General features: G+C 63.9%; 12 protein-coding genes and 1 pseudogene. 7 read left to right on the top strand and 6 right to left on the bottom strand.

Annotated features, from left to right (window positions below; genetic code table 11):
* Window positions 1-33: 33 nt before the first annotated feature.
* The 7 genes from pip (at window position 34) to CAG22_RS02000 (ending at window position 8,809) form a co-directional block, all read left to right on the top strand.
* Window positions 34-1,005 carry a prolyl aminopeptidase gene (gene pip, locus CAG22_RS01970; protein ID WP_013974556.1) on the top strand — a complete coding sequence of 324 codons (972 nt, stop codon included), beginning with the start codon at window positions 34-36 and terminating at the stop codon, window positions 1,003-1,005.
* Window positions 1,002-1,439, top strand: coding sequence for a D-aminoacyl-tRNA deacylase (gene dtd, locus CAG22_RS01975; RefSeq protein ID WP_025340925.1), 438 nt, complete (start codon window positions 1,002-1,004; stop codon window positions 1,437-1,439). The genes pip and dtd overlap by 4 nt, the downstream gene beginning before the upstream one ends.
* 323 nt (window positions 1,440-1,762) lie before the next feature.
* A complete protein-coding gene (locus tag CAG22_RS01980) occupies window positions 1,763-3,424 on the top strand; it encodes a glucan biosynthesis protein G (RefSeq protein ID WP_085704201.1) in 1,662 nt (553 codons plus the stop codon).
* Window positions 3,417-5,990, top strand: a complete 2,574-nt coding sequence (gene mdoH, locus CAG22_RS01985; protein ID WP_025340923.1) for a glucans biosynthesis glucosyltransferase MdoH — start codon at window positions 3,417-3,419, stop codon at window positions 5,988-5,990. The genes CAG22_RS01980 and mdoH overlap by 8 nt, the downstream gene beginning before the upstream one ends.
* Before the next feature lie 253 nt (window positions 5,991-6,243).
* A complete protein-coding gene (locus CAG22_RS01990; protein WP_024087841.1) occupies window positions 6,244-7,041 on the top strand; it encodes a transporter substrate-binding domain-containing protein in 798 nt (265 codons plus the stop codon).
* 78 nt (window positions 7,042-7,119) lie between these two features.
* Window positions 7,120-8,082 carry an amino acid ABC transporter permease gene (locus CAG22_RS01995; RefSeq protein ID WP_015272097.1) on the top strand — a complete coding sequence of 321 codons (963 nt, stop codon included), beginning with the start codon at window positions 7,120-7,122 and terminating at the stop codon, window positions 8,080-8,082.
* Window positions 8,075-8,809, top strand: a complete 735-nt coding sequence (locus tag CAG22_RS02000; protein WP_013974550.1) for an amino acid ABC transporter ATP-binding protein — start codon at window positions 8,075-8,077, stop codon at window positions 8,807-8,809. Before CAG22_RS01995 ends, CAG22_RS02000 begins: the two co-directional genes overlap by 8 nt.
* Window positions 8,810-8,942: 133 nt before the next feature.
* Here the strand turns inward: CAG22_RS02000 and CAG22_RS28915 are convergent, their stop codons facing one another.
* From CAG22_RS28915 to tatB, 6 genes and pseudogenes are all read right to left on the bottom strand, one after another.
* Window positions 8,943-9,815, bottom strand: a complete 873-nt coding sequence (locus CAG22_RS28915; protein WP_371916767.1) for a methyl-accepting chemotaxis protein — start codon at window positions 9,813-9,815, stop codon at window positions 8,943-8,945.
* Window positions 9,798-10,886: pseudogene (locus tag CAG22_RS28920) on the bottom strand (methyl-accepting chemotaxis protein); the annotation flags it as partial. The pseudogene CAG22_RS28920 and the gene CAG22_RS28915, both read right to left, overlap by 18 nt.
* Window positions 10,887-11,148: 262 nt before the next feature.
* Window positions 11,149-13,065 carry a methyl-accepting chemotaxis protein gene (locus tag CAG22_RS02010; protein ID WP_085704203.1) on the bottom strand — a complete coding sequence of 639 codons (1,917 nt, stop codon included), beginning with the start codon at window positions 13,063-13,065 and terminating at the stop codon, window positions 11,149-11,151.
* A 100-nt stretch (window positions 13,066-13,165) separates the two neighbouring features.
* Window positions 13,166-13,873: a 16S rRNA (uracil(1498)-N(3))-methyltransferase gene (locus CAG22_RS02015; protein WP_013974547.1), complete on the bottom strand. Its 708-nt coding sequence runs from the start codon at window positions 13,871-13,873 to the stop codon at window positions 13,166-13,168.
* On the bottom strand, window positions 13,870-14,658 hold the full coding sequence (tatC, locus tag CAG22_RS02020) for a twin-arginine translocase subunit TatC (protein WP_013974546.1): 789 nt from the start codon (window positions 14,656-14,658) through the stop codon (window positions 13,870-13,872). Before tatC ends, CAG22_RS02015 begins: the two co-directional genes overlap by 4 nt.
* On the bottom strand, window positions 14,655-15,032 hold the full coding sequence (tatB, locus tag CAG22_RS02025) for a Sec-independent protein translocase protein TatB (protein ID WP_003259854.1): 378 nt from the start codon (window positions 15,030-15,032) through the stop codon (window positions 14,655-14,657). Before tatB ends, tatC begins: the two co-directional genes overlap by 4 nt.
* Between the last annotated feature and the right edge of the window lie 2 nt (window positions 15,033-15,034).

Genomic DNA, 15,034 nt, shown 5'->3' on the forward strand with positions numbered 1-15,034 from the left:
CCACGGCCGAATAATCCTCACACGGAGTGCGCAATGCAGACCCTGTACCCGCAGATCAAACCCTACGCCCGGCACGATCTGGCCGTGGAAGCGCCGCATGTGCTGTATGTCGACGAAAGCGGCTCGCCAGAAGGTCTGCCGGTGGTATTCATCCACGGCGGCCCGGGCGCCGGTTGCGACGCCCAGAGCCGCTGCTACTTCGACCCGACCCTGTACCGCATCATCACCTTCGACCAGCGCGGCTGTGGCCGCTCCACGCCGCACGCGAGCCTGGAAAACAACACCACCTGGCACCTGGTCGAGGACCTTGAGCGCATCCGCGAGCACCTTGGCATCGACAAGTGGGTGCTGTTCGGCGGCTCGTGGGGCTCCACCCTGGCCCTGGCCTACGCCCAGACCCACCCCGAGCGGGTGCATGGCCTGATCCTGCGCGGCATCTTCCTGTGCAGGCCCCAGGAAATCCAATGGTTTTACCAGGAAGGCGCCAGCCGCCTGTTCCCCGATTACTGGCAGGACTACATCGCGCCGATCCCGCCGGAGGAGCGCGGTGACCTGGTCACGGCCTTCCACAAGCGCCTGACCGGCAACGACCAGATCGCCCAGATGCACGCGGCCAAGGCCTGGTCTACCTGGGAAGGCCGTACCGCCACCCTGCGTCCCAACCCGCTGGTGGTCGACCGCTTCTCCGAGCCGCAGCGTGCACTGTCGATCGCCCGTATCGAATGCCACTACTTCATGAACAACGCCTTCCTCGAGCCGGACCAGCTGATCCGCGATCTGCCAAAGATCGCCCACCTGCCGGCCGTGATCGTGCATGGCCGCTATGATGTGATCTGCCCGTTGGACAACGCCTGGGCGCTGCACCAGGCCTGGCCGAACAGCGAACTGAAGGTGATCCGTGACGCTGGCCACGCGGCTTCCGAGCCGGGCATCACCGATGCCTTGGTGCGTGCCGCCGACCAGATGGCCCGGCGCCTGCTCGACCTGCCCCTGGAAGAAGCATGAGGGGCCTGCTGCAGCGCGTGCGTGGTGCGCGGGTGGAAGTAGCGGGGGAGGTGGTAGGTGCCATCGACCAGGGTTTGCTGGTGCTGGTGGCCGTCGAGCCTGAAGATTCCCGTGAGCAGGCCGACAAGTTGTTGCACAAGCTGTTGAACTACCGGGTGTTCAGCGACGAGCAGGGCAAGATGAACCTGTCGCTCAAGGATGTGGGGGGAGGTTTGTTGCTGGTGTCGCAGTTCACCCTGGCGGCAGACACCCGCAACGGCATGCGCCCGAGCTTCTCGACGGCAGCGCCACCGGCCCTCGGCGCCGAGTTGTTCGACTATCTTTTGCAGCAGGCGAAGGCCCGGCACGCCGATGTGGCAAGCGGGCAATTCGGCGCAGACATGCAGGTGCACCTGGTCAATGATGGCCCTGTAACATTTATGTTACAAATGTGAGTGTAAAAAACCCCTTGTTCACAGGAAAACAAGGGGTTTTGTACGATAAATAGTTGTTCCAGCCTGATGCGTTGTCACGCGACCTGCTGGATAATCGCGCGCTGCATGGACCTGCGTTCGCAGGTTCGTTTCACTCTGACTCGAGCATTGTCTGGATCCGTTTGGGGAATCATTACGCCCTCACGGGGTCCGAACAGTGCTCGCCAACCCGGCATTTGTCGCTGGCCGTTGGTTTCATGATCTGTTTTCGGCGAGGGTTGCTCGTGATTGTTAGTCCCCAAAAAGCATCAAGAATCCCCGGTACCGGGCTGCGCAAGGCCCTGATGGCCAGTGTGGCAGTGGTCGGCCTGATGAGCGCGGGCCAGCTGTGGGCATTCAATCTTGACGATGTTGCAGCCAAGGCAAAGGATCTGGCCGGCCAGAAGTACGAAGCACCGAAAAGCAACCTGCCGGCCGTATTCCGCGACATGAAGTTCGCGGACTACCAGAAGATTCATTTCCTGCAGGAAAAGGCCGAGTGGGCCAAGGACAAGACCCCGTTCAAACTGTCGTTCTATCACCAGGGCATGCACTTCGACACCCCGGTGAAGATCAACCAGGTCACCGCCACCAAGGTCGAGGAAATCAAGTACGACCCGAGCCGTTTCGAGTTCGGTGACGTGCCACACGACCCGGAAACCACCAAGAACCTGGGTTACGCCGGCTTCCGCGTGTTGTACCCGATTAACAAGGCCGACAAGCAGGACGAGATCATGACCCTGCTTGGCGCCAGCTACTTCCGCGTGGTCGGCAAGGGCCACGTGTACGGCCTGTCGGCCCGTGGCCTGGCCATCGACACCGCACTGCCGTCGGGCGAGGAGTTCCCGCGCTTCACCGAGTTCTGGGTCGAAAAGCCCAAGCCGGCCGACAAGCACCTGGTCATCTACGCCCTGCTGGACTCGCCACGCTCCACCGGTGCCTACAAGCTGATCCTGCGTCCAGGCAACGACACCGTGGTCGACGTGCAGTCCCGCGTGTTCCTGCGTGACCATGTCAGCCGCCTGGGCATTGCCCCGCTGACCAGCATGTACCTGTTCGGCCCCAATCAGCCGTCCAAGGTCCTCAACTACCGCCCGGCCCTGCACGACTCCGAAGGCCTGTCGATCCATGCCGGCAACGGCGAATGGCTGTGGCGCCCGCTGAACAACCCGAAACACCTGGCCGTGAGCAACTTCAGCGTCGAGAACCCGCGTGGTTTCGGCCTGATGCAGCGCCAGCGCGCCTTCAGCGACTACGAAGACCTCGACGACAACTACCAGAAGCGCCCGAGCGCCTGGATCGAGCCGAAGGGTGACTGGGGCAAGGGCACCGTCGACCTGGTCGAAATCCCGACCGCCGACGAGACCAACGACAACATCGTGGCCTTCTGGAGCCCGGAGAAGCTGCCTGAGCCAGGCAAGCCATTCGAGTACGCCTACCGCCTGCACTGGACCATCGACGAGCCGAAGTTCCAGGCTTCCGAGCTGGGCTGGGTCAAGCAGACCCTGCGTTCCACCGGCGACGTCAAGCAGTCCAACCTGATCCGCCAGCCAGACGGCAGCGTGGCCTTCCTGGTCGACTTCGCCGGCCCGGCGCTGGCCGCCCTGCCGGAAGACACCGCCGTGCGCAGCCAGATCAGCGTGGGCGACAACGCCGAGGTGGTCGAGAACAACCTGCGCTATAACCCTGAGACCAAGGGCTGGCGCCTGACCCTGCGTTTGAAGGTCAAGGAAGCCAACAAATCGACCGAAATGCGTGCCGCGCTGGTGCGTGATGTGCCGGTCGAAGCCGCCAAGCCTGCCAAGGACGCCAAGCAGGACAAGGCTGCAGCCAAGCAAGCCAAGGCCGAGAAAGCTGCCAAGGCCGAACAACCTGCCGCCGATGCGGCGCCCACCAACGGGACCCCGGCCACCACCGAGAAGGTGCTGACCGAGACCTGGAGCTATCAGTTGCCTGCCGATGAGTAACTCAAGCGCAAGGCCGGAATCGCTTCGCGAGTACCTGGCCCACCTACCACTGAGCGACGAGCAACGGGCGGAACTCGCCAGCTGCACGTCATTCAGTGAGCTGCACCAACGCCTGGCGGCCAACCCGGCCGCCAGCTCTGCCGAGGCCGTGCAGGCCTCGGTGGGCCCGCGCCTGACCGTAGGCAGCGCCGCCGAGCTGGAAGACGCCGAAATGCTTGGTGTCGACGGCAGCGGCCGCCTGTGCCTGAAGATCGCTCCGCCGATCAAGCGCACCAAGGTCGTGCCCGAGCCATGGCGTACCAACGTGCTGATCCGCATGTGGCGGCGCATGACTGGCCGCACCAACGCCCCGCAGCCGCCCAAGCGCGAGCTGCCGCCAGCTCGCTGGCGTACGGTTGGCTCGATCCGCCGTTACATCCTGCTGGCGCTGATGATCGGCCAGACTATCGTTGCCGGCTGGTACATGAAGGGCATCCTGCCGTATCAGGGCTGGTCGTTCGTGGACTTTGACGAAGTCGTCAACCAGCCGCTGTGGGACACCGTGGTGCAGGTTTGGCCGTATGCCTTGCAGACGTCCATCCTGGTTCTCTTCGGCATCCTGTTCTGCTGGGTATCGGCGGGCTTCTGGACCGCGCTGATGGGCTTCCTCGAGCTGCTCACCGGGCGTGACAAGTACAAGATTTCGGGTAGCAGTGCAGGCAACGAGCCGATCGCGCCCGAGGCGCGTACCGCGCTGGTGATGCCGATCTGCAACGAAGACGTGCCGCGCGTGTTCGCCGGCCTGCGCGCAACGTTCGAGTCGGTGGCCGCCAGCGGCAACCTCGATCGCTTCGACTTCTTCGTGCTCAGCGACACCAACGACACCGACATCGCCGTGGCCGAGCAACAGGCCTGGCTGGACGTGTGCCGCGAAACCAAAGGCTTCGGCCGTATCTTCTACCGCCGCCGTCGGCGCCGGGTGAAGCGCAAGAGCGGCAACCTCGACGACTTCTGCCGTCGTTGGGGCGGCGAATACAAGTACATGGTCGTACTCGACGCCGACAGCGTCATGAGCGGCGAGTGCCTGAGCAGCCTGGTGCGCCTGATGGAGGCCAACCCGGACGCCGGCATCATCCAGACCGGGCCGAAGGCCTCGGGCATGGACACCCTGTATGCGCGCCTGCAGCAGTTCGCCACCCGCGTGTACGGCCCGCTGTTCACCGCCGGCCTGCACTTCTGGCAGCTGGGCGAGTCGCACTACTGGGGCCACAACGCGATCATCCGCATGAAGCCGTTCATCGAGCACTGCGCCCTGGCGCCGTTGCCGGGCAAGGGTGCGTTCGCCGGTGCAATCCTCTCCCACGACTTCGTCGAAGCCGCGCTGATGCGCCGTGCCGGCTGGGGCGTGTGGATTGCCTACGACCTGCCGGGCAGCTACGAAGAACTGCCGCCGAACCTGCTCGACGAGCTCAAGCGCGACCGCCGCTGGTGCCACGGCAACCTGATGAACTTCCGCCTGTTCCTGGTCAAGGGTATGCACCCGGTGCACCGTGCGGTGTTCCTCACCGGGGTGATGTCGTACCTGTCGGCACCGCTGTGGTTCCTGTTCCTGGTGCTGTCGACCGCGCTGCTGGCGACCAACACGCTGATGGAGCCGCAGTACTTCATCGAGCCGTACCAGCTCTACCCGCTGTGGCCGCAGTGGCACCCGGAGAAGGCCGTGGCGCTGTTCTCCACCACCATCGTGCTGCTGTTCCTGCCCAAGCTGCTCAGCGTCATCCTGATCTGGGCCAAGGGCGCGACCGAGTTTGGCGGGCGCATCAAGGTCACCCTGTCGATGCTGATGGAGATGCTGTTCTCCATGCTGCTGGCACCGGTGCGCATGATCTTCCACACCCGCTTCGTGCTGGCCGCGTTCCTCGGCTGGGCCGCGACCTGGAACTCGCCGCAGCGTGACGACGACTCCACGCCGTGGAGCGAAGCGGTGCGCCGCCACGGCCCGCAGACCCTGCTGGGCATTGCCTGGGCGGCGCTGGTGGCCTGGCTGAACCCAAGCTTCCTGTGGTGGCTGGCGCCGATCGTTGGTTCTCTGGTGCTGTCGATCCCGGTTTCGGTGATCTCCAGTCGCACCCGACTGGGCCTGGCGGCCAAGGACGAGAAGCTGTTCCTCATCCCCGAGGAATACGCTACCCCGCAGGAGCTGCTGGCCACCGACCAGTACACCCACGAAAACCGCTGGCATGCCCTGCATGACGGCTTCGTGCGGGCTGTGGTCGACCCGCGGCAGAACGCCCTGGCCTGCGCCATGGCCACTGCCCGTCATGGTCAGGCGGCGCCGATCGAGGCACTGCGCGTCGAGCGCGTGGCCAAGGCGATGGAGGTCGGGCCGCAAGGGCTGGACCTCAATACCCGCCTGGCCCTGCTCAGCGACCCGGTGGCGCTGACCCGCCTGCACGAGCAGGTCTGGGCCGAGCACAATGCGGCGTGGATCAACGTGTGGCGTGCATCGATCAAGAACGACCCGCATTCGCCGCTGTTGCCGCTGCATCCGGAGAATGAAGGCCAACCGGCACTCGTCGGCGCCTGATCGGGCCTATTCGCGGGCACGCCCGCTCCCACAGGGTACTTCACAGCCTTTGAGGCATGCGCTGTACCTGTGGGAGCGGGCGTGCCCGCGAAGCTTTTCGGGGCTCCCACCGATTTTGGCCAACAAAGTCCCCCCCGGCTCTAGGTCCCCGAGCCGCCATGCGTTAGCATCCCTCTCCGATATGACGCATCGGCCGCCACGGCCATGCCAACAATAAGATTCGCTACTTTTCTTGCTAGGGGACTTGGTGATGATCAAGAAATACCTTTCGCGACTGCTGGTCGGTGTCACCGCCCTGGTCGCCGTGACGGCGGCCCAGGCGGGCGCGATCGATGACGCAGTCAAGCGCGGCACCTTGCGGGTGGGCATGGACCCGACCTACATGCCATTCCAGATGACCAACAAGCGTGGCGAGATCATCGGCTTCGAAGTCGATATCCTCAAAGCCATGGCCAAGTCCATGGGCGTCAAGTTCGAGCCGGTATCCACGGCCTATGACGGAATCATCCCGGCCCTGCTGACCGACAAGTTCGACATGATCGGCAGCGGCATGACCCTGACCCAGGAACGCAACCTGCGCCTGAACTTCAGCGAACCCTTCATCGTGGTTGGCCAGACCCTGCTGATCCGCAAGGAACTGGCGGGCGAGATCAAGTCGTACAAGGACCTGAACAACGAGAAGTACCGCATCACCTCCAAGCTCGGCACCACCGGCGAAATGGTTTCCAAGAAGCTGATCGCCAAGGCCAAGTACCACGGCTACGACAACGAGCAGGAAGCGGTGATGGACGTGGTCAACGGCAAGGCTGACGCCTTCGTCTACGACGCGCCGTACAACGTGGTGGCAGTGGACAAGGCCGGTGCCGGCAAGCTGCTGTTCCTCGAAGAACCCTTCACCTACGAGCCGCTGGCCTTCGGCCTGAAGAAAGGCGACTACGACAGCATCAATTTCATCAACAACTTCCTGCACCAGATCAAGCATGACGGGACCTACGATCGTATTCACGACAAGTGGTTCAAGAACAAGGACTGGCTGAAGGAAATGGAATAAGGCCCAGGCCACAAGCCGGCTTTATGACCCCGACGCGCAGGCAAACCCTGCGCGTTCGTATTTACGGAAGTACCCCACGTGATCAAACACAAGAAAGCCCAGTGGCCCTGGCACGGTTTGACTGCCCTGGTCCTGGTGGGCCTGGCGTTCAGCCTGTACATGGCCACCTCGATGATTTCCTACGAGTGGCGCTGGAACCGCGTACCGCAGTACTTCGCCTACAAGGCCGAGGAAGCACAGCGCGCCGCCGGTTACGGCACCGTGCAGGACATCGTCATCTCTGGCGACAATGCCCGTGTCACGCTGAAAGACGAGAGCGGTGCCGAGCAGGTGCTCGATGTGGACAAGGACAGCCTGCAGCTGGCCCGTGGCGACGATGTTTCCGAAGGCGACCAGATTGGCGTCACCCGCCACTGGGCGGCTGGCCCGCTGGCCTGGGGCCTGTGGACCACGCTTTGGATTTCGGTGGTATCCGGTGCCCTGGGCCTGTTGATCGGCCTGTTCGCCGGCCTCTGCCGCCTGTCCAGCAACCCTACGCTGCGTGACCTGTCGACGGTGTATGTCGAGCTGGTGCGCGGTACACCGCTGCTGGTGCAGATCTTCATCTTCTACTTCTTCATCGGTACCGTGCTCAACCTGTCCCGCGAGTTTGCCGGGGTGGCTGCACTGGCGCTGTTCACCGGCGCCTACGTGGCCGAAATCGTTCGTGCCGGCGTGCAGTCCATCGCCAAGGGCCAGAACGAAGCGGCCCGCTCGCTGGGCCTGAACGCGGGCCAGTCGATGCGCCACGTGATCCTGCCGCAGGCCTTCAAGCGCGTGCTGCCGCCTTTGGCCGGCCAGTTCATCAGCCTGGTCAAGGACACCTCGCTGGTCTCGGTGATCGCCATCACCGAACTGACCAAGAGCGGCCGCGAGGCCATTACCACCTCTTTCTCGACCTTCGAGATCTGGTTCTGCGTGGCAGGCCTGTACCTGCTGATCAACCTGCCGCTGTCGCACCTGGCCAGCCGGCTCGAGCGGAGGCTTGCGCAAAGTGATTGAAGTCCGTGACCTGCTGAAAGTCTTCGACACCCGTGGCCACGTGGTACGGGCCGTGGATAACGTCACCACCCAGGTCGCCAAGGGCGAAGTGGTGGTGGTGCTCGGCCCGTCGGGTTCGGGCAAGTCGACCTTCCTGCGCTGCCTCAACGGCCTGGAGCATTTCGACGAAGGCCATGTGGCCATCGACGGCCTGCAACTGGCCGACCCGAAGACCGACATCAACGCCTACCGCCGCGAAGTCGGCATGGTGTTCCAGCATTTCAACCTGTTCCCGCACATGACCGTGCTGGAGAACCTGTGCCTGGCACAGAAGGTGGTGCGCAAGCGCAACAAGGCCGACCGCGAGGCCAAGGCCCGGGCGCTGCTGGAGAAGGTGGGCATTGCGCAGAAAGCCAACGAATACCCATCGCGCCTGTCCGGTGGCCAGCAGCAGCGGGTGGCGATCGCCCGTGCCCTGGCCATGGACCCGAAAGTGATGCTGTTCGACGAGCCAACCTCGGCGCTCGACCCGGAAATGGTCGGCGAGGTGCTGGACGTGATGAAGACCTTGGCCCAGGAAGGCATGACCATGGTCTGCGTTACCCACGAAATGGGCTTTGCTCGTGAAGTGGCGGACCGGGTGCTGTTCTTCGATCATGGCAAGCTGCTGGAAGATTCGGCGCCGGCCGCATTCTTCGCCTCGCCGAAAGACCCGCGCGCGCAGGCGTTCCTGCGTCAGGTGCTTTAACCGAAGGGGGCGCTTTGCGCCCCAATCGCCGGCAAGCCGGCTCCCACAGGAGTACCACAGGTACTGAGAACTGTACGGTCCCTGTGGGAGCTGGCTTGCCGGCGAATGGGCTGCAAAGCAGCCCCCCGCAATCTCAAATGCTGAACCGCCCCACCATCCCCCGCAACTGCTGCCCCAACTGCTCCAGTTCCCCACTCGAAGCCGCCGTCTGCTCACTGGCCGCACTGGTCTGATCCGACACATCGCGCACATTCAGCACACTGCGGTTGATCTGCTCGGCGACCACGCTCTGCTCTTCGCTGGCCGTGGCAATCTGCTGGTTCATGCCCTGGATGCTGGACACCGTGTCGGTGATCTGGCTCAACGCATGCCCCGCCTTGCGGCTCAGCTCCACACTCTGCTCGGTCAGGTTCTTGCTGTTGTCCAGCAGGCGGGTCACTTCGTCGGTGCCGTTATGCAGGCTGTCGATCAGTTGGCCGATTTCCTCGGTCGCCGTCGAGGTGCGCTGGGCCAGACCGCGCACTTCATCGGCCACCACGGCAAAACCACGCCCGGCTTCACCCGCCCGTGCTGCTTCGATCGCCGCGTTCAGGGCCAGCAGGTTGGTCTGCTCGGACACTGACTTGATCACATCGAGGATGCTGCCAATGCGCTGGCTCTCGCCCGCCAGGTGCTGCATGGCCGCCAGGCAATGGTCCATCTGCCCGGCCAACTGTTCGATACGGCCAATAGCTTCGGCCACCACCTGGTCGCCGATCTGCGCCTGCTGGTCGGCGTTGGTCGCCGCCAGCGAGGCTTGTTCAGCGTTCTGCGCCACTTCCTGCACTGTGGCGCTCATCTGGTTCATGGCTGTGGCCACCTGGTCGGTTTCTTCGCGTTGCTGGTTGATGCGCAGCTTGGTGTCTTCGCTGCTGGCCGCCAGCTGTGTGGCGGCCTGTGACAGGTGGCCGACGCCCTGGTCGATGCCACCGATCAGCTCGCGCAGGCTCAAGGTCATTTCGCGCATGCTGGTTTGCAACTGGCCCATCTCGTCGCGGCGTTGCACTGGTTCGACTTGGCTCAGGTCGCCCTTGGCGATGCGCCCGGCCACGGCCAGGGTCTGTCGCAAAGGCTGGGTAATCTGCAGGGTGATCAGCCAGCCGGCCACGACGCCTACGACCAACGCCAGCAGGGCTACAGTGGTCAGCAGCGAACGGGCTTCAAGGGCTTCCCTGTCGCGCTGCTCGATCTTGCGTTTGCCGAGTTCCAGGCTTACCGCGCGCAGCTCGTTGCCCATGTTCTCCATATTGTTTTGCAGCTGTTCGACACGCACCGCAGCCCGACGATACTCATCCAGGCTGGCGCGGTACTTGGCCAGCTGCTCGCCGGGCTGCTGGGTGAGCGCACGGGGCAAGCCAAGTGGAGCAAGGCCTTTGAGCAGTTGCGCAAGGCTGCTGGCGGCGGCATCCAGGGAGGTGTCGCCGACCTTGGCGAAGCTTTCCACAGGGGAGAAGGTATAGGCCGGCACCAGGCTCTGCTGGTTGGCACCGTCGACATGTCGGCCAAGCGTGTCCATCAGCCCCAGCACACCGCCTTGCTGGCTGTCGGCAGGCATCCTCAGCAAGGCCTGGGTCTGGAGATCGTCGATCACTTCGGTGAGCTTCTGCTCATGGGCCTGCATGGCCTGGCGCAGGGCGATACGCTTGGCGACAGTATTCTCCAGCTCGCTGAAATCGTCGCGCAGGCGCTGCAGCAACGCCAGTTTTTCGGTCAGCATCTGCCGGGATTCATCCACGCTGCTACGTTGTTGCAAGGTGCTCAGCATGCTGTTGAGCTGGTCGAGAATGTTGGCTATCCGCGTTCTGCTGGCGTTGTCGTTGAGTACGCGGTAAGTGATGCGCTCTGCGCGCAAGTCTTTGGTCAGGTCGTTGATCAGGCCGATTTCGCTGAGTTGCTGCGAACGCACAATGGCGTCATCCAGTGCACGCCAGCCACTGACGGTGGTGGCCAGGGTAAGCAGCAGGACTACGGCAAAGCCGAGGGCGAGCTTGGCTGCGACACTGATGTTGCCGAGCTTGCGGTTTAGGTAGCCGAGCATGAGGAATCTCCGTGCGATTGGGGGCGAGGATGCAGGCGCATTGCTGGCATCACACCTTTGCCAATCGGCAGCGGAGCTGTAGGACTTGACCTGATAATCAGGTAGGAAATTTCACTTCATTAGGTGGGATTTATTGCCTGTGCCGGCCTCTTCGCGGGCTCGCCCGCTCCCACAGGGATCGCACAGGCTTCAAGGGCCATGCAGTGCCTGTGGGAGCGGGCAAGCCCGCGAAGAGGCCGGCACAGATGGCTCATGCTTGAGATCACAGCCTGAACCGCCCCACCAACCCTTGCAGGTGGGTACCCAACCGCGCCAGCTCCACGCTGGAGCTGGCCGTCTCTTCACTGGCCGCCGAGGTCTGGTCAGAAATATCCCGCACGTTCATCACGCTGCGGTTGATCTCTTCTGCCACGGCCGTCTGTTCTTCAGCTGCCGTGGCAATCTGCTGGTTCATGGCCTGGATCGACGATACGGTCCGGGTGATGGTCTCCAGCGAGCTGCCGGCACGGCGGGTCAGTTCGACGCTGCTGTCGGTCAGCTGGCGGCTGCTGTCCATCACGCTGGCCACGCGCTGGGTGCCGCTTTGCAGGCCGGCAATCAGTTCTTCGATCTCTTCGGTCGATTGCTGAGTGCGCTGCGCCAGGCTGCGCACCTCATCGGCCACCACGGCAAAGCCACGCCCGGCCTCGCCGGCCCGGGCCGCCTCGATCGCTGCGTTGAGGGCCAGCAGGTTGGTCTGCTGGGCCACCGACTTGATCACGTCGAGCACGCTGCCGATCTTGTCGCTTTCGGCCTTGAGCTGGTTCATCGCTTCGCTGGAATTGACCACTTCGCCGGCCAGGCGCTCGATCTGCGCCACCGCCTCGCCCACCACACGATCGCCTTCGCGGGCTTGCTGGTCGGCCATCAACGCAGCTTCCGAGGCCTGCTCGGCATTGCGCGCCACCTCATGCACGGTAGCGGTCATCTGGTTCATGGCGGTCGCCACCTGATCGGTCTCGACCTTCTGGTTGTTGACCCCGGCACTGGTCTGCTCGGTCACCGCCGACAGCTCCTCGGCAGCACTGGCGATCTGCGTGACGCCATCACCGATGCCGCTGATCAGTTCGCGCAGGCCCTGGGTCATGCGATGCATGCTGGCTTGCAACTGGCCCAGTTCGTCGCGGCGTTGTACCTGCAGGTTCAGGGTCAGGTCGCCACTGGCCACGCGTTCGGCGGCGTGCAAGGTCTGGCGCAGCGGGACGATGATCTGCCGGGTGATGGCCCAGGCCGCCAGCAGGCCGAGGGTCAGGGCCAGCACGGTGGCCACGGCAAGCACGGTCTTGGCCTGTGCCGCCCCGGCGTCGCGCACAGCGGTTTGCGAGGTGGTCATCGCCTGGCTGTTCTGCAGCAGTACCGTGCCGTGCTCGACCATGCTCTGCAGCGCCTGCTCACTGGCGACCTGGGCACTGCCGAACTGGGTGACCGCGTCGCGGTAGCCTGCCAGGGCGGTGGTGGCATCGTCCAGGCTGGCAGCATGCTCCGCCGGCACTTTGGCCGGTAGCGCGCGCAGTTCGGCCAAGGCCTGGTCGATAGCTTTCAGCGCCGTCTGCTGATAGTCGGCGTTGCCGCTGTAGGTGTAACCGCGTACCTGGAACCGCGCCTGTTGCAACAGGGCGCTGACTTCCACGGCGTGCTGGTACTGGCTGATATCGCCACCCTGCAGCAGGCCGCGTTGCACCCGGCCAATCAGCTCCGCGGCCTTGTCGGCAGTGTCGCCTAGCACGGCGCGGCTGGCCTCGCGGCGATGGCCGGCCTGTTTCAGCTCGTTGAACGCCTGCTGGTAGCCGCGCACGGCCTCGCGCTGCTGCTCAAGGCGCTGGATGTCAGCGGGCTGCTCGATCTGCCCGAGCATAAGCTGCACCTGGCGCTCGAGATTGCCCAGGGCTTTTTCCAGCTCTGCCACCGAGGCTTCGTCCGGCTGGCGCTGGTAATGCTGGCGAGCGATGCGCAGTTCCTGGGTGTACTGCTGGATGACCGAGATGTTTCCCAGCTTGTCGCCACGGTTGATGATGCTGTCCATGCCGTGCCAGCCCGCCAGGGTAATGGCCAGGGTCAACAGCAGCACTAGGCCGAAGCCCAGCCCCAGTTTGCGATTGACGCTCACATTGCCCAATGATTGGGCGAACCATTGATACATGTACGACTCCCCGGCGCCTTGGCAGCACGATTAATTGTTGTGTTGCCAAGACAATCGGCCTGGGGAGGGGAAACTTTATGGGTAAAAGTTGACTTGAGTGTCAGAAAATTCGTGAAAGCAGCGCTGTCACCGCGGTCTCTACCCGCAGGATGCGGTCGCCCAGCTGGACCGGAGCCAGGCCTGCCTTGCCCAGCAGGTCCACTTCGTAGGGGATCCAGCCGCCCTCCGGGCCGATGGCCAGGGTCACGGGCTGCTCCACGGCGCGCGGGCAGGCGGGGTAGGGGCCGGGGTGGCCGACCAGGCCCAGGGTGCCTGCGGCGATGGCCGGCAGGCGGTCTTCGACGAACGGTTTGAAGCGCTTCTCGATGATCACTTCGGGCAGCACGGTGTCGCGGGCTTGTTCCAGGCCCAGGATGAGGTTCTCGCGAACGCTGTCCGGGTGCAGGAACGGTGTTTGCCAGAAGCTTTTCTCGACCTTGTAGCTGTTCAGCAGGATCAGCCGCGGCACGCCAAGGGTGGCCACGGTCTGGAACAGCCGGCGCAGCATTTTCGGCCGAGGTACGGCCAGCACCAGGGTCAGCGGCAGCTTGGCCGGTGGCTGCTGGTCAAAGGCGACTTCCAGTTCGGCTTCGTGCTTTTCCAGACGCAGCACTGTGGCCTTGCCCATCAGGCCGTTGATACGGCCCACGCGCAGGTTGTCGCCCACCGCCACACGGTGGATGTCCTGCATGTGGGTGAAGCGCCGGTCTGCGAGAACGACGCGGTCGGCCGAGACGAAGTCGGCCTCTTCAAGGAGCAACAGGTTCACGGTTGGGTCGCTGGTGGCTGGTCGTTGTGGTCGTTGGCGGTTTCGTCGTGGGCGCTGCGCTTGCGGATCAGGCTGCCGCACAGCACGCCGATCTCGAACAGCAGCCACATGGGTACGGCCAGCAGGGTCTGGGAGAAGATGTCCGGCGGGGTAAGGACCATGCCGACCACGAAGCAGCCGATGATCACGTAGGGGCGAATCTTCTTCAGGTACTTCACGTCGACCACGCCGATCCATACCAGCAGCACCACCGCCACCGGGATTTCGAAGGCCACGCCAAAGGCGAAGAACAGCGTCATCACGAAGTCGAGGTAGCTGGCGATGTCGGTCATCATCGACACGCCTTCCGGCGTGGCGCTGGCGAAGAAGCCGAAGATCAGCGGGAACACCAGGAAATAGGCGAAGGCCATGCCGGCGTAAAACAGGAAGATGCTCGACACCAGCAGCGGAATGGCGATGCGCTTTTCATGGCGGTACAGCCCGGGTGCGATGAAGCCCCAGATCTGCTGGAGGATGAACGGAATCGCCAGGAACAGCGAGACGATCATGGTCAGCTTGAACGGCGTGAGGAACGGCGATGCCACGTCGGTGGCGATCATCGTCGCATTGGCCGGCAGGTGCTCGCGCAGCGGTGCGGAGACCAGGGTGTAGATCTGCTGGGCGAAGGAGAACAGCCCGGCAAAGATCAGGAAAATGACGGCAACGCAGCGCAACAGGCGGGTGCGCAGTTCGGTCAGGTGCGAAACCAGCGGCATTGGCTGGTCGTGTTCCGGATTTTCGCTCATGGGGCTCGCGGCGGTTGAGGCGGTTCAGAAGGCGTGGCCGGGGCGGCAGCGGTCTCGACCGGCCTGGCTTCGAGCCCGGCGGGGGGCTGAACGGTGGCGGTGGTGACAGGCGGCTGCGCCGGTGGCGTCATCGGGTTGAGGATGCGCTTGGCTTCCTCTTCCATCTGCAGGATGTGCTCGTTGTGCAGCTGGCGGCGGATTTCGTCGGCGCCGATTTCGCGCTCCACTTCCATCTTGATGCTGTTGAAACTGCGCTTGAGCCGGCCGATCCACAGGCCTGCGGTGCGCGCGGCACCGGGCAGGCGCTCGGGGCCGAGCACCAGCAGGGCGACCAGGCCGACGAGCAGCAGCTCGCTGAAACTGATGCCGAACATGG

Origin of the sequence: Pseudomonas sp. B8(2017), from assembly GCF_002113575.1 — a bacterium.
GTDB lineage: Bacteria > Pseudomonadota > Gammaproteobacteria > Pseudomonadales > Pseudomonadaceae > Aquipseudomonas > Aquipseudomonas putida_Z.